Here is a 20,480-nt window from a genome sequence, read left to right as displayed (position 1 = left end):
GTCCGGTGGAGAACCGACCTGACGTCTCACGCCTCGTGGCACATCCAGGGCAGTTGTCCGACTCCGAAATACTGCGCCACGGCTACTACACAGCATGGTAGACCGTGTGGTTCTCGATCGAAGAATTGAGTGTCGTCACCGTCGAGTCCCTCGGGTGCCGGGCACCGGTCCGGTCGGGCCGATTACTCTGGGTCGGGTGAGGCCCTGCCGATGTCCACGCACGCCGGTTCCGATCCCGGTGTGTCGGCGCGTCGGCCCCCGGTCACAGCATCACCGCACCCCCTCGCATGCACCCCGATAGCAACAGGAGACGGCACCACCGTGGCTGACACAGACGAGATCCGCGAACTCACCACCGCGGTTCACCCGCAGGACTGGACCGATGTCGATTCTCGCGCCGTGGACACCGCGCGTGTCCTCGCCGCGGACGCCGTGCAGAAGTGCGGGAGCGGCCACCCGGGCACCGCGATGAGCCTGGCGCCGCTGGCCTACACGCTGTATCAGCGCGTGATGCGCCACGACCCCACCGATGTCGAGTGGGTCGGCCGCGACCGGTTCGTCCTGTCCTGTGGGCATTCGAGCCTGACCCAGTACATCCAGCTCTATCTCGGTGGTTTCGGGCTGGAGTTGCCCGACCTCGAGGCGTTGCGCACCTGGGAGTCGCTGACCCCCGGTCATCCGGAGTACCGCCACACCCGCGGCGTGGAGATCACCACCGGCCCGCTCGGTCAGGGCCTGGCGTCGGCGGTCGGTATGGCGTATGCCGCCCGGTACGAGCGCGGCCTGTTCGATCCCGATGCCGCACCCGGCACCAGCCCGTTCGACCACTTCATCTACGTCATCGCCTCCGACGGTGACATCGAGGAGGGCGTCACCTCCGAGGCCTCCTCGCTGGCGGGCACCCAGGAGCTGGGCAACCTGGTCGTCTTCTACGACAGCAACCACATCTCCATCGAGGACGACACGCAGATCGCGCTGACCGAGGACACCGCGAAGCGTTACGAGGCCTACGGCTGGCATGTGCAGCACGTCGAGGGCGGCGAGAACGTGACCGCCATCGAGGCGGCCATCACCTCGGCCCAGCAGGTCACCGACCGTCCGTCGCTGATCGTGGTGCGCACCATCATCGGCTTCCCCGCCCCGGACAAGATGAACACCGGCGGCATCCACGGCTCGGCGCTGGGCGCCGACGAGGTGGCCGCCACCAAGAAGGTTCTGGGCTTCGACCCGGAGAAGGATTTCGAGGTCGCCGACGAGGTGATCGCGCACACCCGCACGCTCGGCGAGCGTGGGGCCGCCGCCCACGCGGACTGGCAGAAGACCTTCGACGCCTGGGCCACCGCCAACCCGGACCGCAAGGCGCTGTTCGATCGCCTGTACGCGCACGAGTTGCCGGACGGCTGGACCGACGCGCTGCCGACCTGGGAGCCCGGCAGCAAGGCGCTGGCCACCCGCGCCGCGTCGGGCAAGGTCCTCTCGGCGCTGGCGCCGGTGCTGCCCGAACTGTGGGGTGGTTCGGCCGATCTCGCCGGTTCCAACAACACCACGATGGACGGCGCCGACTCCTTCGGCCCGACCTCGATCAGCACCAAGACCTGGTCGGCCAACCCGTACGGCCGTACCCTGCACTTCGGCATCCGCGAGCACGCGATGGGCTCGATCCTGTCGGGTATCGCACTGCACGGTCCGACCCGCGCCTACGGCGGGACCTTCCTGCAGTTCGCCGACTACATGCGCCCGGCCGTGCGTCTGGCCGCGCTGATGGAGATCGACCCGATCTACGTGTGGACCCACGACTCGATCGGCCTCGGCGAGGACGGCCCGACCCATCAGCCCGTCGAGCATCTCGCCGCGCTGCGCACCATCCCCCATCTCGACGTGGTGCGGCCCGCCGACGCCAACGAGACCGCGCACGCCTGGCGGCATCTGCTGACCCGCCGGGATCATCCGGTCGGGCTGTGCCTGACCCGCCAGGGTGTCCCGGTCCTCGAGGGCACCTCCTTCGACGGGGTGGCCGCGGGTGCCTACGTCCTCAGCGATCCCGAGGGCGACCCGCAGGTCGTGTTGATCGGCACCGGTTCCGAGGTCCAGCTAGCCGTCGAGGCCCAGAAGATCCTGGCGGACAAGGGAATTGCGGCTCGCGTCGTGTCCATGCCCTGCTTCGAGTGGTTCTTCGAGCAGGACCAGGCCTACCGCGATTCGGTCCTGCCGCCGTCGGTGCCCCGCGTCTCGGTCGAAGCGGGAATCGCCATGCCCTGGTACCAGATCGTCGGGGATTCCGGGGCGATCGTGTCGCTGGAGCACTTCGGCGCCTCGGCCGACTACAAGGTGCTCTTCGAGAAGTTCGGAATCACCGCCGACGCTGTCGCCACCGCGGCAACCGGCGTTGTCGCCGGCTGACCTGGCCGGGCGAGAAGTCCACACCCACGAGAACCCAGGAGAGAATCGTGACCCAGAACGCCAAGCTCGCCGAACTGTCCGCCGCCGGGGTATCCGTGTGGCTGGACGACCTGTCCCGTGACCTGATCTCCTCCGGCGGCCTGCAGGAGGTCATCGACACCAAGTCGGTGGTCGGCGTGACCACCAACCCGTCGATCTTCCAGGCCTCCATCTCCTCCACCCGCACCTACGACGCCCAGATCGCCGAACTCGCGGCACGTGACGCCGATGTGGACGCCACCATCCGCACCATCACCACCGATGACGTGCGTGCGGCATGCGACGTGCTCGCGCCGGTGTACACCGCGTCGGGCGGCATCGACGGCCGGGTGTCGATCGAGGTCGATCCGCGTCTGGCACACGAGACCGACACCACCGTCGCCCAGGCCGTCGAGCTGTGGAAGATCGTGGATCGGCCGAACCTGCTGATCAAGATCCCGGCCACCAAGGCGGGCCTGCCCGCGATCACCCGCGTCCTCGCCGAGGGCATCAGCGTCAACGTGACGCTGATCTTCTCCGTCGAGCGCTACCAGGGTGTGATGGAGGCCTACCTCGCCGGCATCGAGGCCGCGGCCGAGGCGGGCCACGATCTGTCCGCGATCCACTCGGTGGCGTCGTTCTTCGTGTCCCGGGTGGACACCGAGATCGACAAGCGTCTCGACGCGATCGGCACCCCGGAGGCCGTCGAGCTCAAGGGCAAGGCCGCCCTGGCCAACGCCCGGCTGGCCTACTCGGCGTATCAGCAGGTGTTCGAGGTCGAGTCCCGCTTCCCCGAACTGCTCGCCAAGGGCGCCAACCCGCAGCGTGCGCTCTGGGCGTCGACGGGCACGAAGAACGCCGACTACCCCGACACCCTGTACGTGAGTGAGCTCGTCGCGCCGAACACCGTGAACACGATGCCGGGCAAGACGATGGACGCCTTCGCCGATCACGGCTGGGTCAACACCGACTCCATCATCGGGACCGCCGCCGCCTCCCAGGAGACGTTCGACGCCATCGCGGCGCTGGGCATCGATCTCGTCGACGTCTTCGCCGTCCTCGAGGACGAGGGCGTGAGCAAGTTCGAGGACGCGTGGAACGAACTGCTCGACGCCACCTCCGAGCAGCTCTCCGCGGCGAAGAAGGCCTGAACGCGTGGCGTCGTCCTCGCAGAGCCCGACGTGGAAGAACCCGTTACGCGATCCCCGTGACAAACGGCTGCCGCGCATCGCCGGACCGTCGAGTCTGGTGATCTTCGGTGTGACCGGCGACCTGGCCCGCAAGAAGCTGATGCCGGCCGTCTACGACCTGGCCAACCGGGGTTTGCTGCCGCCGTCGTTCGCGTTGGTCGGGTTCGCCCGACGCGACTGGGACGACGAGCATTTCTCCACGGTTGTCCATGACGCGGTGCGACAGCACGCGCGGACCGGTTTCCGGGAAGAGGTGTGGGAACGCCTCGCCGAGGGGTTCCGCTTCGTGCACGGTTCCTTCGACGACGACGACGCCTTCCTCCGGTTGAAGCAGACCCTCGCCAAACTCGACGAGGAGCGCGGCACGGACGGCAATCACGCCTTCTACCTGTCGATCCCGCCGAAGGCCTTCCCGACGGTGTGTGAGCAGTTGCAGCGCAGCGGACTGGCCACCGAGCGGGACGATCACTGGCGCCGGGTGGTGATCGAGAAGCCGTTCGGTCACGACCTGGAGTCGGCGAAGGAACTCAACGCGATCGTCAACGCGGTCTTCCCCGAGTCGTCGGTGTTCCGCATCGACCACTACCTCGGCAAGGAGACGGTGCAGAACATCCTCGCGTTGCGGTTCGCCAACCAGCTCTTCGATCCGCTGTGGAGTTCGCACTACGTCGACCACGTGCAGATCACCATGGCCGAGGACATCGGCCTCGGTGGCCGGGCAGGGTACTACGACGGCATCGGCGCCGCCCGCGACGTCATCCAGAACCATCTGCTGCAGCTGATGGCGCTCGTCGCGATGGAGGAGCCGATCTCCTTCGAGCCCAAGCAGTTACAGACCGAGAAGATCAAGGTCCTCTCCGCGACCCGACACATCCTGCCGCTCGAGGAGAACTCGGCGCGCGGCCAGTACGGGCCCGGATGGCAGGGCAGCGAACAGGTCCCGGGTCTGCAGGACGAGGAGGGGTTCGCCGCCGACTCGACCACCGAGACGTACGCCGCCATCGCCCTGGAGGTGGACTCACGGCGGTGGGCCGGGGTGCCGTTCTATCTGCGCACCGGCAAGAGGCTCGGACGTCGGGTCACCGAGATCGCGCTGGTGTTCAAACGCGCACCGCACCTTCCGTTCGACAAGACGATGACCGAGGAGCTCAGCCAGAACGCCCTGGTCATCCGGGTGCAGCCGGATGAGGGGATCACGCTCCGGTTCGGTTCCAAGGTGCCCGCGTCGAGCATGGAGGTCCGTGACGTGAACATGGACTTCAGTTACGGCACCGCCTTCACCGAGGCGTCGCCGGAGGCCTACGAGCGGCTCATCCTCGATGTGCTCCTCGGCGAACCATCGCTCTTCCCGGTCAACGACGAGGTCGAACTGTCCTGGAAGATCCTCGATCCCATCCTGGCGAACTGGGCCGAGTCCGGGAAGCCGGACACCTACGAGTCGGGGACGTGGGGACCGGCGTCGGCCGAGGAGATGATGGCCCGCGCCGGGCGGGCGTGGCGGCGCCCGTGATCACCACGGATTCGACGCAAGCGGGAGGACACCGATGATCATCGACATGCAGCAGACCTCGACCAACGACGTCGCCAAGAAGATGGTGGCTGTCCGTGAGTCCGGCGGTGCGATCAGCCTGGGCCGCGTGTTGACGCTGGTGGTGGTCGCCGAACACGGCGAACCGACCGAGGCGGCGATCGAGGCCGCCGTCGGCGCGAGCAGTGAGCATCCGAGCCGGGTGATCGTGCTGGCGTGCGGCAGCCGTAAGGGCGAGTCGCGACTCGACGCGCAGATCCGGGTGGGCGGTGACGCCGGCGCCTCGGAGGTGGTGGTGCTCTCGATGCAGGGCCCGCTCGCCGATCAGCCGCACAGTGTGGTCACGCCCTTCCTGCTGCCGGACTGCCCGGTGGTGGTGTGGTGGCCGGGTGCGGCACCGGAGAATCCGGCCCGGGACCCGATGGGCCGCATCGGCAAGCGACGGATCCTCGATGCCAGCAAGTCCGCGCATCCGGACACGGTGCTCGAGCGTCGCCTGGCGACCTACTCCCCCGGCGACACCGACCTGGCGTGGACGCAGATCACCCATTGGCGGGCTCTTCTCGCCTCGGCCATCGACCGTCCGCCGCACACCCCGGTGCAGTCGGTGGAGGTCACCGGACCGGGTCACTCCCCCGGGATCGACCTGCTCGCGGGGTGGCTGCATTGGGCGTTGGGCGTGCCGACCACCCGCTCGATCGGCAGCTTCGAGGTGCGGTTGTTCCGCGACGAGGGCGCCACGGTGCTCTCGATCGATCAGAACGGCAACGCCGTCATCTCCGTTCCCGGCAAGCCCGACGGCCGGGTGGCGATGCTCTCGCGTGATCTCCCGGTCTACCTGGCCGAAGAACTGCGTCGCCTCGACACCGACGAGGTCTACGAGCTGTCACTGCGCGGTGCCGTCGAGGTCGCCCGCCAGGGGGCTGCGTGATGACCACGGAGACACTGGTTTTCGAGGACAAGACCACTCTGGTGGATACCGCCGCCCGACGGTTCGTCGATCTCGTCACCACCGCGCAGGCGCAACGAGGCGTCGCGTCGGTGGCCCTCACCGGGGGCAGCAACGGGATCGCCATCCTCGCCGCGCTCGCCGCCGACAGCGGTTCGATCGACTGGTCGAAGGTCGACATCTATTGGGGGGACGATCGTTTCGTCCCCGCCGACGATCCGGAACGCAATTACGGGCAGGCCGTCGAGGCGCTGCTCGGCTCCGTCCCGGTCGATCCGTCCCGCGTCCACCCGATGGCACCGTCGGACGGGCCTCTCGGCGACGACATCGAGGCGGCCGCGGCCGACTATGCGGCCACGCTCCTGGCGACCGCCGGCGGGGACGGCATGTCCCCGGCCTTCGACGTGCACCTGCTCGGGATGGGCGGCGAGGGACACATCAACTCGTTGTTCCCGCACACACCGGCCACCGCGGAAACCGAGAGAACGGTTGTGGCCGTGGAGAATTCACCGAAGCCACCGCCTCGTCGCATCACCCTGACGCTACCGGTGGTCAACCGGAGCCGGGCGGTGTGGTTCCTGGTCGCCGGCGCCGACAAGGCGCAGGCCGTCGCCGCGGCGCATGCCGGTGCCGATCCCGCCGACTGGCCGTGCGCCGGAGCCCACGGGACCGAGGAGACCGTGTGGTTCCTCGATCACGCGGCGGCCGCGGATCTGCCCGACTGAGGCGGCTGACGGCTCCGTTCACTCCCACCGGAAGAACCGGACGGACAGGGCGCCGAGGACCACCGACCAGGCGAGCAGTGTCAGAAGATAGGTCCACGAAGGCCATCCGCCCTGCGCCGAATCGGTGAGCGCCGCCACCGAGGCGCCGCTGGGTGTCGCGTCGGAGATGGCACGAAGCCACTCCGGCATGCTCTGCCGCGGCCACCACAGGCCGGCGAAGAACTGCAGTACGAAGAAGAGCACGGTGCCGGCGGCCGCGGCGACCTTGTTGTTGGCGAACACGGCCGCGATCATCATGCCCAACGAGATCATGGCAGCGGCCGAGAACACCACCGCGATTGCGAATCCGAGGAGGTTTCGCGGTACCGGCGCGCCGACGATGCCGGGCATGACGACGATGAGGACCACGACCGCGATCTCCACCGCGAACGTCAGGATGACCTGCGCGATCAGCAGCGCCGCGGGGGTTGCCGGAGTGGTGCGCAGACGCTTGAGGATGCCGCGCTCCCGATAGCGCGTCAATGTGTCGGGCAGGATCTGCACGCTGAGCATCACGGACGAGAACATCACCAGGATCGGCTGGTAGACGGCGAACCAGCTGTTGCCGTCCAGGTACGCCTGGGGCTCTCGGGTCGCCGGGATCGCACCGAGCACCACCGCCGCGACCACCGGCAACACACCCACCCAGACCACCAGCATCGGGTTGCGGCGCATCAAGCGCGCTTCGCTGATCAGCAGTGGACGCAGGCCACGCAAACCGGCACGGGAGCCCGCATGTCCCAGAAGGTGGGTGGCGGCCATGCCTCAGCCCTCCCCTCGATCGGCCCCGACCTGTCGGTCGTCTTCTCGATCGACCACCGCCACGAAAGCATCCTCGAGTCCCGCCTGATCGACCCGTAGCCGCATGGCCCGCGCACCCTGGTCGTTCAACGCCAGCACCACATCGGTGACGACCTCGGCGCCACCGACCACTTCGACGTGGTCGCCGTTGTCGACGGTGACGCTGCGCACCGACGGAAGGGCACGCAGGACCGATACATCGATTGGCGCACTGGGTGTGAATCGCAGTTTCTGCGTCGCCGACACCCGGGAGGCCAATCCGTCGGGAGTGTCGAGTGCGACCACCCGGCCGTGATCGATCACCGCCACCCGATCACAGAGATGCCGGGCCTCGTCCATGAAGTGCGACACCAGCAGGATCGTGGTGCCCCGATCGCGCAGTTCGCGCAGCACCTCCCAGACCGCGCGTCGCGCCCGCGGATCCAGGCCGGTGGTGAGCTCGTCGAGAATGGCCAGCCTCGGCTGAGGGCGGGGTCGCGGTAGAACTGCGCGAACAGATCCAACGCCTCGACAACCCTGATCTTGTCGGGCAGGAGACTTTCCTGCGGTTGGATACCGACGACCTCACGCATTGCCGTCTGATCATCTGCCGGGTCATATCCCAGCACGTCGACGTCGCCACCGTCGCGGACTCGTAACCCGCCGATGCACTCCACGGCGGTCGTCTTTCCCGATCCGTTGGGCCCGAGCAGGCCGAAGATCTCACCCTCGGACACCCTGAACGAGATATCCAGCGCACCAACATCTCCCGGATACACCTTGCGCAGGTGACGAACGTTGATCGCTACTTCGGCTGCGGCCGGCACCCCGCCAGTCTATGGCAGCTCAGGTCGCCACCGCCTTCGCCTTGGCCTCCACCGCGACAAGCGGATCGCCGTGTGTGACCGAGACCGCACCCTGGGCGATCTTGGTGACCGAGGCGAACTTCTTGGTGTTCATCACCACGACGGGAGTGATCAGCGGATAACCCGCCGCCTCGATCACCGCACGGTCGAAGGTGACCAACGGTGTTCCGGCGGTGACCTTCTGGCCCGCCTTGACCTTGACGTCGAAGCCCTCACCCTTCAGTTGCACCGTGTCGATGCCGACGTGGATGAGCAGTTCGATGCCGCCGCCGAGGACCAGCCCGAAGGCATGGCCGGTCGGTTGGGCCGCCACCACCATGCAGTCGGCCGGCGCGTAGACGGTGTCGCCGGACGGGATGATCGCGGCGCCGCCGCCCATCGTGCCGCCGGCGAAGGCGGGATCGGGGACCTCGGTCAGGGAGACCACCGTGCCGTCCAGCGGCGAGCCGATCTCGGTGACGTCGCCACCACCGGTCGGCTCCTTGGTGAGACTCATTGCGGCGGGGGCGGGAACGGACGTGGCGCCGCCCGCGGCACCGGTCGTGGCCGGCTCGGCGGCCGCCGCCTCCCCGGCCGCCTGCACACCCAGGGCGGAGTCGTCGAGGGGAATGGCACCGGGCGTCTCGAGGCCTTTCGCGCGGGCGGCCTCGAACTCCGCCTGCTGTTCGGGGGTGCGATATCCGGCGAGGATCACCAGCACCATGGCCGTGATGAAGGCGGCGGCCACCGCGATTCCGTACAGTCCGATCGGATCGAAGGCGGGAATCGTCAGCAATGAGGTGAACACGAAGGCGTTCGTCTTCACACCGCCGCCCACGCCGATGATCACACCGCCGACCAGACAGCCCACGAGCATTCGTGGATATATTCGTTTGAACCGCAGGTGGATTCCGTAAAGCGACGGTTCGGAGATGCCGCCGAGCAGGCCTGCGGCGAGGGCACCGGTGGCGGTCTGGCGCATCTGCGAATCACGCTCCCGCCACGACAGATACAGGACGCCGGCGGTGGCGCCGAAGCAGGCGAAGTTCCACGCGCCCATCGGCCCCTGGATGAAGTCGTACCCCAGCGTCTGGATGTTGATGAGCATGATGGCGTTGATCGGCCAATGCAGTCCCAGCGGCACCATGAACGGATAGGCCAGCGGGATGACGATCGCGAAGATCAACGGGGAGAAGTCGTTGATGGACTTGAGCAGATCACCCAGGCCGGCTCCGACGTACACCCCGATCGGGCCGATGATGAACGCGGTCAACGGGATCATGATCAGCATCGCGAAGAACGGCACGAAGATCAGTTGCACGTTGGACGGGATGAGCTTGTTGAGCAGTTTGTACAGCGCACCGAGCACCGCGGCCATCAGCAACGGCGGGAAGACCTGGGAACTGTAGTCGTTGACGGTCAACGGCAGTCCGAAGACATCGATCGTCTTGACCGTGAAGCCGAAGATCGTGTGCGTGGTGGCGATGTCGGCGAACCCGGTGTACGCGGGCAGCATCAGCACGGCCATGATCGCGAAGCCCACCCAGGGATCGGCGTTGACCTTCTTCGACGCGTTGTAGGCGATCATCAACGGCAGGAACACGAACACGCACTGCCAGCAGAGGTTGATGAACGTCCACGACGGACTCAGCGTGACGCCCGGCGCATTCCAGGACGGGATGACGTCCAACGTCGCCATCAGCGACATGAAGGTGATGAACAACGACGCACCGAGCAGTGCACCGAGAATCGGCCGGAACGAGTCGGACAGGTACTCGAACAGGGTGTCCAGCCAGGCGGTCTTGCCGCGTGGTCCCTGGGCGCGCGCCGCCGCCTTGATGTCGGCGTCCGAGGGGGCACCGACGGTCGCCATCGCCGGCAGGTCCATGATCTCGTTGTAGATCGTCTGCACGCCACCGCCGATGATCACCTGATAGCCGGTGGTCGCCTGCGGCACCGCACCCAGCACGCCGTCGATGGCCTCGACCCGGTCCTTGTCGACACCGGAGTTGTCGTGGAGCTGAAAACGTAATCGCGTCGCACAGTGGGTGAGGCTGGTGATGTTCTCCGGACCGCCGACCGCCGCGACGATCTCCGAAGCCGATGTTGGGGACATGTCTGCACCTCGCAGTCCGAGAAAGGCGTCAACCTGTTCATACCCGGACGCTGGCGGTCCCCCAGTCGTCTGCAACCGGCCCTGTGACAGTAGAGCGCAACGAGTCGGGCTGTGACCCACTTCACCAAAATCGCCGACGAATCGGCATCGTCGGTGCGTAACGGCCGGCCGAAGTGCGCCGAGCGTGCACGAAGAGCGGAGACACCCGTTGCCGGGCGTCTCCGCTCTTCGTCACACCTGTGTGGTGCGTGTCCTGGCCCTAGCCGCTGTTGCGCAGCGCGGTGGCCAATCCGTTCATCGTCAGCTGGATGCCGCGACGGATGCGCGGCTCGTCGTCGCCGGCACGGAACCGGCGCAGCAACTCCACCTGCAGCAGATTCAGCGGCTCCAGATACGGGAAGCGGTTGTACACCGATCGTTTCAGTGCGGCGTTGTCGGCCAGCAGATCGTTGGTCTCGGTGATCTTCGCGTACATCGCGATGGTGCGTTCGTGTTCGTCGACGATCATCCCGAACACCTTGTTGCGCAACTCCTCGTCGGGAACCAGCTGCGCGTAACGATGCGCCAGACCCATGTCCGATTTCGCCAGGACCTGCGCCATGTTCGACATGACGGTGCGGAAGAACGGCCACTGCTCGTAGTAACGGCGCAGGGTCGCCAGCCGCGTCTCGTCGTCGCCGATCCACTGTTCGAAGGCCGAACCCGTCCCGTACCAGCCGGGCAGCATCACCCGCGACTGCGTCCACGACAGCACCCACGGGATCGCCCGCAGATCGGAGATCTTCTCGGTCTGCTTCCGCGAGGCGGGACGCGAACCGATGTTGAGCGCACCGATCTCCGACAGCGGGGTCGAGGTGGTGAAGTACTCGACGAAGCCGGGTGTCTCGTGCACGAGTTTGCTGTAAGCCGAGCGCGCCAGCGCGGCGATCTCGTCCATCGCGGTGTAGGCCTCCTCGGAATCGTCACCGAGGCCCTCCACGTCGAGCAGGGACGACTCGATCGTCGCCGCGAGCAGGGTCTCCAGATTCCGCTCCGCCGTCACCGGCTCGGCGAACTTGGCGGCGATGATCTCGCCCTGTTCGGTCAGTCGCAACGATCCCTGCACCGCACCCGGGGGCTGGGCCAGGATCGCGTCGTAGCTCGGACCACCGCCACGGCCGACGGTGCCGCCGCGGCCGTGGAACAGGCGCAACCGGATCCCCGCCTTCTTCGCCGCCTCGACCAGGTCGAGTTCGCCGCGGTACAGCGCCCAGTTGGCGGCCATGTAGCCGCCGTCCTTGTTCGAGTCCGAATAGCCGAGCATCACTTCCTGCATGTCGGCCTGTGAGGCGACCAGATCCCGGTAGAACGGCAGATCCAGTACCGCCAGCAGGGTTTCGGCACCCTGCTGCAGGTCCTCGATGGTCTCGAACAGCGGCACGATCCGCACCGTGGACACCAGCGAACCGGTCTCGTCGATCTCGATCAACCCGGCTTCCTTGAGCAAGATCATCGGTTCGAGCATGTCGCTGACCGAGGTACACATGCTGATGATGTAGTTCGGGACCGCCTGCGGACCGAACTTCGCCACCGCCCGCGCGGCGGCACGCACGATCCCGAGTTCCTTGATGGCCAGCTCGCTCAGATCGGCGTCGGGGCTGGTCAGCGGCCGACGTGCGGTCAGTTCGGCGGTGAGGATCTCCACGCGCTCGGCCTCGGCGAGCGACTTGTAGTCCGGATGTACGCCCGCCCACGCAAGGAGTTCGGCGATGACATCCTCGTGCATGTCCGAGTTCTGTCGCATGTCGAGCCCGGAGAGATGGAAACCGAAGGTGCGCACCGCCTCCCGCAAGGTCAAGAGGCGGTCGTCGGCGATGATGTCGTCGCCGGTGGACCGCAGGCCCTCATCGATCACGTCGAGATCGGCGAGCAATTCACCGGCGGTGACGTAGGGTTCGGCGCCGTCGAGCAGGAACAGATCCGACTGCCGCATCACCTCCTCGCCGAAGAGGTCGGTGGCCGTGGCGACGAGGCGAGAGCGGATGTGGCGCAGGGCGCGACGGAACGGCTCGTCGGCGGCCGGATCCTCGCGCCCGACGCCGGCGAGTTCGTAGATCGGGTCATCGGCCGAGATCAGCCGGGTCGACATGCTCAATTCCTGTGCGAGACTGTGCAATTCATTGAGATGGTGACCGACTGCGGTACGTGCGGCCAACGTGGTGGCCATCTCCACGATCTCGGCGGTGACGAACGGGTTGCCATCGCGGTCGCCGCCGATCCAGGATCCCATCCGCAGCATCGGCTCGTCGGCGAGATCGGCGTCCGGGTACGCCGCGCGCAGCGACTCCCGCACCCCGGTGTTGATCGTGGGGATCACGTCGAAGAACGCGGCGTCGTAATACCGCAGCCCGGAACGGATCTCGTCCTGGATGGTGAGTCTCTCGAGCCGGATCAGCGCGGTCTGCCACAGCGTGAGGATCTGCCGGCGCAGCCCCTGGGTGACCTCGTCGGCCTCCGACGGTGTCAACTCGGTGCGGTCGCGGTAACGCATCAGTTCGGTGATCCGGTTCTGCGCCTCGAACACCGAACGACGACGTGTCTCGGTGGGGTGCGCGGTGATCACCGGGACGACCGTCGCGTCCGCGAGGGCCGCCCCCACCTCGGCGTCGGACAGATCGGCGGCGGCGAGTTTCGCGTAGGTCGCTGCCAGGCTGCTGTCCTGCGGCGGGTCGCCGGCGCGCACGTGGATCGCGCGGCGACGCTCCCGGTGGATGTCCTCGGCCAGGTTGGCCAGCAGGGCGAAGTTGCTGAAGGCGCGGATGACCGGCATCGCCTTGTCGAGGTCGAGGTCGGTGAACAGGTCGGCCAGTTCGGCCCGATCGATCTCGGCGCGGCGGATCTTGAACGCGGCCACCCGGGCGTTCTCGACCAGATCGAACACATCGGTTCCCGAGTGCTCCCGCACCATGTCGCCCAGGATCCCGCCGAGGAGCCTGATGTCCTCCCGAAGGGGCTCGGTGAGCGCACGGCCCTCCTCGTCCACGGTGATGTGGTCGACAATGGGAATCGAGGGACGCCAACCCGGAGCGCCTGCGGACGGGTTCGATTGAGTCATGGGTGCAAGTATTCCGCGTCGGCATCACCGTGGCATCTCGGGACAAGCCTCGTCACACAAACGCAAAGTGGCCCGGTTCCCCCGAGGCGGGAGACCGAGCCACGATGACCAGGCCGATCACGGCCGGTCGTGCAGATCAGACGGAGTAGTTCAGGCGCAGATCAGGCGGACAGCTTGATGTCGACGCCGATGCCGATGATGAAGATGAACCAGATGAGGCCGACGAAGATGGTCAGCCGGTCGAGGTTGCGCTCGACGACGCTGGATCCGGACAGACTGGACTGCACGCCGCCGCCGAACAGCGACGACAGGCCGCCGCCCTTGCCCCGGTGCAGAAGAACCAGGATCACCAGCAGCACGCTGGTGATGATGAGGCCGATATCCAGCACAGTTTCGAGCACGGCGTAGGAATTCCTCTTCGATCGTCGGTGCGCACATCACCTGCGGATGCGCATCTGGGCAGGCCAGATCACCGTCGACGATGACCCGGCCCGCCCAGTGTACGCGTCGGAACTGCCCGTCAGGGCAGCGGGCCGCCCGCGGCGATCGCCGAGAGCGTCGCGAACTCATCGGCCTTGAGCGACGCCCCACCGACCAGCGCCCCGTCGACGTCGGTCTGACCGACGATCTCGCCGACGTTCTTGGAGTTCACCGAGCCGCCGTAGAGCACGCGGACCGACGCGGCGGTCGACTCGTCGGCGATCTCCGCCAGCGCTGCGCGCACCGCGGCACACACCTCCTGTGCGTCGGCGGCACTGGCCACCCGCCCCGTGCCGATCGCCCAGACCGGCTCGTAGGCGATGACGACCCTGCCGATGTCCTCGGCCGACAGCCCCGCCAGCGATCCCTTGAGCTGGGTGACGTTATAGGCCACATGCTCGCCGGACTCGCGGATGTCGAGTCCCTCACCGATGCACACGATCGGGGTCAGACCGTGCTTGAGCGCCGCCTTGGTCTTGGCCAGCACGACCTCGTCGGTCTCGGCATGCATGGTGCGGCGCTCGGAGTGCCCGACCACCACGAAGGTGCATCCCAGCTTGGCCAGGAACGCCCCACTGATCTCACCGGTGTAGGCACCCGAATCGTGTTCGGACAGATCCTGCGCACCGTAGGTGAGTAGCAACTTGTCGCCGTCGACGACGGTCTGTACCGATCGGATGTCGGTGAACGGCGGGATCACCGTCACGTCGACCTTCTCGAAGTACTTGGCCGGCAACGCAAATGCGATCTTCTGCACCAGCGCGATGCCCTCGAGGTGGTTGAGGTTCATCTTCCAGTTGCCGGCGATCAGGGGTTTGCGGCTCATGATTCCAGCACCTTCAGACCGGGGAGTTCCTTGCCCTCCAGATATTCCAGCGACGCTCCGCCGCCGGTCGAGATGTGCGAGAAGTCCTCGTCCGGCAACCCGAGCGTGCGGACCGCCGCGGCCGAGTCACCGCCGCCGACCACCGAGAACGCGCCGCCGGCCGTGGCCGCGGCGATCGCCTCGGCCACGCCCTTGGTGCCCGCGGAGAACTTCTCGAACTCGAACACGCCCGACGGGCCGTTCCAGAAGATGGTCTTGGCGCCGGAGAGCAGCGCGGCGAAGCGCTTGACCGACTCGGGACCGATGTCCAGGCCCATCCAGCCGTCGGGGATGGCGTCGACGGCCACCGTGTCGGATTCGGCGTCGGCGGCGAACTTGTCGGCCACCACCACGTCGACCGGCAGGTGGATGACGTCGCCGAACCGCTCCAGCAGATCCTTGCAGACGTCGATCTGATCCTCCTGCAGCAGCGACGATCCGACCGAATGCCCTTGCGCCGCAAGGAAGGTGAAAGCCATGCCGCCGCCGATCACCAGGGTGTCGACCTTGGGTGCCAGGGCCTCGATGACGCCGAGTTTGTCCGACACCTTGGAGCCGCCGAGAACGACGGCGTACGGCCGTTCCGGATCCTCGGTGAGCGTCGAGAGCACCTTCACCTCGGCCGCCACCAGCTCACCCGCGTAATGCGGGAGCAGCTTGGCGACGTCGTAGACCGAGGCCTGCTTGCGGTGCACCACTCCGAAACCGTCGGACACGAAGGCCCCGTCGTCACCGACGAGTTCGACGAGCGCCTTGGCGAGGGATTCCCGTTCGGCCTCGTCCTTGGAGGTCTCCCGCGGATCGAACCGGATGTTCTCCAGCAGCAGCACGTCACCGTCGGTCAGTCCCTCGGCGCGGGCGAGCGCGTCGGACCCGACCACGTCCGCGGCGAGTTGGACGTTGCGGCCCAGTTCCTCACCGAGGCGCGCGGCCACCGGCGCCAACGAGTACTTCGGATCCGGTTCGCCCTTCGGCCGGCCGAGGTGAGCGGTGATGATCACCTTCGCCCCGGCGTCGATGAGCGCCGTCAGCGTCGGCAGAGAGGCGAGGATGCGGCCCGGATCGGTGATCGTCGATCCGTCCAGCGGGACGTTGAAGTCCGACCGAACCAGCACCCCGCGACCCGAAACGCCTTCGGCCAGAAGGTCTTTCAGAGTGGGTACACCCATTGCAGCGTTACTCCGTTGAGGTTGTGGACGTGTCGATCAGAGCGACTTGCCGACCAGGCCGGACAGGTCCACGAGGCGGTTGGAGTAGCCCCATTCGTTGTCGTACCAGGAGACGGCCTTGACCTGATTGCCGATGACCTTGGTCAGGCCCGCGTCAAACAGCGACGAGTGCGGATCGGTGACGATGTCGCTGGAGACGATCGGTGCGTCGTAGTACTTGAGAATGCCCTTGAGCGGCCCGTCGGCAGCGGCCTTCATGGCGGCATTGATCTCGTCGGCGGTCGCGGACTTCTCCAGGATCGCGGTCAGGTCGGTCACCGAGCCGGTCGGGATCGGCACGCGCAGTGCGTAACCGTCGAGCTTGCCCTTCAGTTCCGGCAGCACCAGGCCGATGGCCTTGGCCGCACCGGTCGAGGTGGGCACGACGTTGATCGCGGCGGCGCGCGCACGACGCAGATCCTTGTGCGGACCGTCCTGCAGGTTCTGATCCTGGGTGTAGGCGTGCACGGTGGTCATCAGACCCGAGACGATGCCGAACTCGTCGTTGAGGACCTTGGCGAACGGCCCGAGGCAGTTCGTGGTGCACGACGCGTTGGAGATGATGTTCTGGCTGCCGTCGTACTTGTCGTCGTTGACGCCCATGACGATGGTGATGTCCTCGCCGCTGGCGGGGGCGGAGATGATGACCTTCTTGGCACCGGCATCGATGTGGCCCTTGGCCTTCTCCGCCGCGGTGAAGATACCGGTCGACTCGACGACGACGTCGACACCGAGGTCTCCCCACGGGAGGGCGGCCGGGCCTTCCTTGACCTCGAGCGCCTTGATGCGCTGGTCGCCGACAACGATGAAGTCGCCGTCGAGCGAGACGTCCTGCGGCAGGCGTCCCAGGATGGAATCGAACTTCAGCAGGTGAGCGAGAGTCGCATTGTCAGTGAGGTCGTTGACCGCGACGATCTCGATATCGGTGGTGCCCAAAGCCTTTTGCGCCTCTACGGCACGGAAGAAGTTGCGGCCGATGCGGCCGAATCCGTTGACGCCTACCCGAACAGTCACTTGATCGCTCCTTAGCGTTGGTCTCGGCGAGGACGAGGCGCCCGCGCCGCTCCGGTGGGCCGGTCCGCTCCTGGCAGACCGACGTCACCATCAGCCTAGTGGGACGCCCAATCGATGGCAGCCCGACGGGTCGATTAACGCGGCCCGGCCCCCGGTGGGGTGATCGCCCGGGTCCTCCCGTCGCCTCACTCGTCGTCGAGGAGTTCCGAGGTGACCGCGGACTCGGTGTCCGGGAGGCCTTCGGCGTGTGCCTTCTTGTCCGCCGTCGACAACAACCGCCGAATCCGGCCGGCGACCGCGTCCTTGGTCATCGGCGGGTCGGCGAGCTGGCCCAGTTCCTCCAGCGACGCCTGTCGGTGTGTGATCCGCAGATGCCCGGCCGCGGCGAGATGGTCGGGCACCTCGTCGCCGAGGATCTCCAGGGCCCGTTCCACCCGGGCGGCCGCGGCCACCGCGGCCCGCGCCGAACGACGCAGGTTCGCGTCGTCGAAGTTGGCGAGCCGGTTGGCCGTCGCGCGTACCTCACGGCGCATCCGTCGCTCTTCCCAGATCAGCCGGGTGTCGTGGGCACCCATCCGGGTGAGCAGCGCCCCGATGGCCTCGCCGTCGCGGATCACCACGCGGTCGGCCCCACGGACCTCCCGGGCCTTGGCCGACACCCCGAGACGTCGGGCTGCACCGACGAGCGCCAGCGCCGACTCCGGTCCGGGGCAACTCACCTCCAGCGCCGAGGAACGTCCCGGCTCGGTCAGTGAGCCGTGCGCCAAAAACGCTCCGCGCCAGGCGGCCTCGGCATCGGCGACGCTGCCGCCGACCACCTGGGCGGGTAGCCCGCGAACCGGCCGGCCGCGCAGGTCGAGCAGTCCCGTCTGCCGGGCCAGACCTTCGCCGTCGTTGGTGACCCGCACGATGTAGCGGGCGGTCTTGCGCAGACCGCCACCCCGCAGGACGTGCACCTCGGAGGTGTGTCCGTACAGATCGTGGATCTCGCGACGGAGTCGCCGGGCGACATTGCCCATGTCGACCTCGGCCTCGACGACCACGCGACCACCGACGATGTGCAGTCCTCCCGCGAATCGCAGTAATGCCGACACCTCGGCCTTGCGCGGGTTCACCTGCGTCACGGTGAGCCGACTCAACTCGTCCTTCACCGCAGCAGTCATCGCCACCGGTCCCTGGCCTCCTGTCATCGACTCACACCCACACCGGCCGTACTCACGACCGCCCCCCGTATTGTCGCCCGCCCCCGCATTCTCGTCCGCACAGCCTATCGGCTGAGTTCACGTAAGCACAGTTGCTTCACCAGGGCAGCGACTTTGACCGGGTCATGGACGTGACGTCCCGGCACGGCGAGATCACCGACGTCCACGGTCGCGCCGAACTGTGCCGCCGCACGTTCGAGGTGTTCCCGCTCCCGGCCGGCCGGCACCGAGGCCTCGTCGACGACGACGTGATCGATCCGCAGCGTATCGGCATGTGCATGCAACACGTGCAGGTGGCGCTCCACCGAGAACCCGGGCGTCTCCCCCGGCTCGGGCGCCAGATTGACGAACAGGATCTTGCGGGAGTTGCTGCGCCGCAACGCATCCAATTGATCGGGAACCAGCACGTGCGGGATCACGCTGGAAAACCAGGACCCCGGGCCGAGTACCACCAGATCGGCCTCGTCGATCGCGGCCAGCGCCGGTTCACACGCCGGCGGATCGTTGGGTATCAGCCGCACCCGACGCACCTTGCCCGGTGTGGTGGCCACCGCGACCTGCCCACGGATCACTCGCGAGATCCGCGGATCCGATTCCAATCCCGAGACATCCGCCTCGATCTCGAGCGGCACCGCCGACATCGGCAGGACCCGGCCGCCCACGTCGAACACCCGCATCATCTCATCGAGCGCGGTCACCGGGTCGCCGAGAACCTCGGTCAGCCCGGCCAGCAACAGGTTGCCCACCGGGTGACCCGCCAGCGCGCCGTAACCACCGAACCGATGCTGCAGCGCCTCCGCCCACAATTCGTGCCGGCGCCGACCCTCACCACGATCACCGTCCGACGACATCTCCTCGAGTGCCGCGGGGGCGCACATCAGTGCCGCGATCGCCATCCGCAGATCCCCCGGCGGGATCACTCCCAACTCGCCACGCAGCCGCCCCGATGAGCCGCCGTCATCGGCGACGGTGACCACCGCGGTGATATCGGGACTGAGGTAGCGCATCGCCGTCAACGTCGCGTACAGGCCGTGCCCGCCGCCGAGCGCGGCGATCTTCATCGACGTCATTCGCGTCCCAGATCCCGATGCATCACCCGGACGTCGTAGCGGGCCGCGCCGCCGTCGTCGGCCAACGCCCGGAGATGGCGGGCCAACTCCTCGGCAATGGCCACGCTGCGGTGCTTGCCACCCGTGCACCCGATACCGATTGTCATGTACCGCTTACCTTCTCGCAGATAGCCCTTGCCCACCACACCGATCAACTCGGTGTAGAGGTCGACGAATCGTCCGGCTTCCTCCTGACCGAGGACGTAGTCGCGGACCGGCTCGTCGCGGCCGTTGAGTTCACGGAGTTCGGCGACCCAGTACGGGTTGGGCAGGAACCTGACGTCGGCGACCAGGTCGGAGTCGATCGGCAGCCCGTACTTGAAACCGAAGGACTGCACCGCCACGCTCAACCTCGAATTGGCGTCGTGCGGATACGAGTCCTCCACCACCTCACGCAGTTTCGCCACGGTCAGCGAGGAGGTCTCGACGACGAGGTCGGCGGTGTCCTTGAGCGGCGCCAGGATCACCCGCTCCCGCGCGATACCCTCGATCAGGGTTTCACTGCCCTGCAGCGGATGGCGGCGACGAACCTGTTCGAACCGGCGGACCAACACCTGATCGGAGGCGTCGAGGAACAGCACCCGCGTCTGCGTGCCCGATTCCTCGAGTTCGGAACGCAGCGAACGAACCTCGTCGCCGAGCGATGAATCGGTGGCGCGCAGCACCATCGCCAGACGCAGGATGGGCGGGTCGCTGTCACGCACGACGTCGACCATCGTCGAGATCAGCGCGGGCGGCACGTTGTCGGCGACGTACCAGCCGTCGTCCTCGAGCACATTGGCCACCGTCGAGCGCCCCGCGCCCGACATGCCGGCCACGAACAACACCACCAGAGAGTCGACGTCGTCGTTGCTCATGGATACTCCGCTCACTCGCTGGTGGTCTGCGGGCGCTGGGCCCGCCTGATCATTGCCGGTC

The 20,480-nt window shown here is 67.2% G+C and carries 17 protein-coding genes; 5 read left to right on the top strand and 12 right to left on the bottom strand.

Annotated features, from left to right (window positions below; genetic code table 11):
* Positions 1-321 precede the first annotated feature (321 nt).
* From tkt to pgl, 5 genes are read left to right on the top strand one after another with little or no spacing between them, the layout of a single operon-like run.
* A complete protein-coding gene (gene tkt / locus ABLE92_RS05865) occupies positions 322-2,400 on the top strand; it encodes a transketolase (RefSeq protein WP_348803733.1) in 2,079 nt (692 codons plus the stop codon).
* Between the two features lie 47 nt (positions 2,401-2,447).
* Positions 2,448-3,569: a transaldolase gene (gene tal, locus ABLE92_RS05860; protein WP_348803732.1), complete on the top strand. Its 1,122-nt coding sequence runs from the start codon at positions 2,448-2,450 to the stop codon at positions 3,567-3,569.
* A 4-nt stretch (positions 3,570-3,573) separates the two neighbouring features.
* Complete coding sequence (gene zwf / locus ABLE92_RS05855) at positions 3,574-5,118, top strand: glucose-6-phosphate dehydrogenase (RefSeq protein ID WP_348803731.1); 1,545 nt, start codon at positions 3,574-3,576, stop codon at positions 5,116-5,118.
* 34 nt (positions 5,119-5,152) lie between these two features.
* The gene (locus ABLE92_RS05850; protein ID WP_348803730.1) at positions 5,153-6,067 is read left to right on the top strand and encodes a glucose-6-phosphate dehydrogenase assembly protein OpcA; all 915 of its coding nucleotides are present in this window, start codon (positions 5,153-5,155) and stop codon (positions 6,065-6,067) included.
* A complete protein-coding gene (gene pgl / locus ABLE92_RS05845; protein WP_348803729.1) occupies positions 6,067-6,810 on the top strand; it encodes a 6-phosphogluconolactonase in 744 nt (247 codons plus the stop codon). The genes ABLE92_RS05850 and pgl overlap by 1 nt, the downstream gene beginning before the upstream one ends.
* An 18-nt stretch (positions 6,811-6,828) precedes the next feature.
* Here pgl and ABLE92_RS05840 read toward each other — a convergent pair whose 3' ends face one another.
* From ABLE92_RS05840 to rapZ, 12 genes are all read right to left on the bottom strand, one after another.
* The gene (locus ABLE92_RS05840; RefSeq protein WP_348803727.1) at positions 6,829-7,611 is read right to left on the bottom strand and encodes an ABC transporter permease; all 783 of its coding nucleotides are present in this window, start codon (positions 7,609-7,611) and stop codon (positions 6,829-6,831) included.
* Positions 7,612-7,614: 3 nt separating this feature from the next.
* Positions 7,615-8,043: a hypothetical protein gene (locus ABLE92_RS05835; RefSeq protein ID WP_348803953.1), complete on the bottom strand. Its 429-nt coding sequence runs from the start codon at positions 8,041-8,043 to the stop codon at positions 7,615-7,617.
* Positions 7,950-8,366 (bottom strand): ATP-binding cassette domain-containing protein, encoded by a 417-nt coding sequence (locus ABLE92_RS26120; protein WP_496560773.1) that lies wholly within the window; start codon positions 8,364-8,366, stop codon positions 7,950-7,952. Before ABLE92_RS26120 ends, ABLE92_RS05835 begins: the two co-directional genes overlap by 94 nt.
* A 109-nt stretch (positions 8,367-8,475) precedes the next feature.
* Entirely contained in the window at positions 8,476-10,590 is a 2,115-nt protein-coding gene (locus ABLE92_RS05825) for a glucose PTS transporter subunit IIA (RefSeq protein ID WP_348803726.1), read from the bottom strand.
* Positions 10,591-10,849: 259 nt separating this feature from the next.
* Positions 10,850-13,684: a phosphoenolpyruvate carboxylase gene (gene ppc / locus ABLE92_RS05820; RefSeq protein WP_348803725.1), complete on the bottom strand. Its 2,835-nt coding sequence runs from the start codon at positions 13,682-13,684 to the stop codon at positions 10,850-10,852.
* A gap of 161 nt (positions 13,685-13,845) precedes the next feature.
* Positions 13,846-14,085 carry a preprotein translocase subunit SecG gene (gene secG, locus ABLE92_RS05815; protein WP_348803724.1) on the bottom strand — a complete coding sequence of 80 codons (240 nt, stop codon included), beginning with the start codon at positions 14,083-14,085 and terminating at the stop codon, positions 13,846-13,848.
* Positions 14,086-14,204: 119 nt separating this feature from the next.
* A complete protein-coding gene (gene tpiA / locus ABLE92_RS05810) occupies positions 14,205-14,993 on the bottom strand; it encodes a triose-phosphate isomerase (protein ID WP_348803935.1) in 789 nt (262 codons plus the stop codon).
* Positions 14,987-16,198, bottom strand: a complete 1,212-nt coding sequence (locus ABLE92_RS05805) for a phosphoglycerate kinase (protein WP_348803723.1) — start codon at positions 16,196-16,198, stop codon at positions 14,987-14,989. Before ABLE92_RS05805 ends, tpiA begins: the two co-directional genes overlap by 7 nt.
* A 36-nt stretch (positions 16,199-16,234) precedes the next feature.
* The gene (gene gap, locus ABLE92_RS05800; protein WP_348803722.1) at positions 16,235-17,251 is read right to left on the bottom strand and encodes a type I glyceraldehyde-3-phosphate dehydrogenase; all 1,017 of its coding nucleotides are present in this window, start codon (positions 17,249-17,251) and stop codon (positions 16,235-16,237) included.
* Between the two features lie 185 nt (positions 17,252-17,436).
* Complete coding sequence (gene whiA, locus ABLE92_RS05795; protein WP_348803934.1) at positions 17,437-18,414, bottom strand: DNA-binding protein WhiA; 978 nt, start codon at positions 18,412-18,414, stop codon at positions 17,437-17,439.
* 104 nt (positions 18,415-18,518) lie between these two features.
* Positions 18,519-19,523 (bottom strand): gluconeogenesis factor YvcK family protein, encoded by a 1,005-nt coding sequence (locus ABLE92_RS05790; protein ID WP_348803721.1) that lies wholly within the window; start codon positions 19,521-19,523, stop codon positions 18,519-18,521.
* Entirely contained in the window at positions 19,520-20,419 is a 900-nt protein-coding gene (gene rapZ, locus ABLE92_RS05785; protein WP_348803720.1) for an RNase adapter RapZ, read from the bottom strand. The genes ABLE92_RS05790 and rapZ overlap by 4 nt, the downstream gene beginning before the upstream one ends.
* Positions 20,420-20,480 lie beyond the last annotated feature (61 nt).

The sequence above is a fragment of the Gordonia oleivorans genome, from assembly GCF_040044975.1.
Lineage (GTDB): Bacteria > Actinomycetota > Actinomycetes > Mycobacteriales > Mycobacteriaceae > Gordonia > Gordonia oleivorans.
The sequence above is the reverse complement of the archived record's forward strand: the minus strand, read 5'-3'. Positions and strand labels throughout refer to the sequence as shown.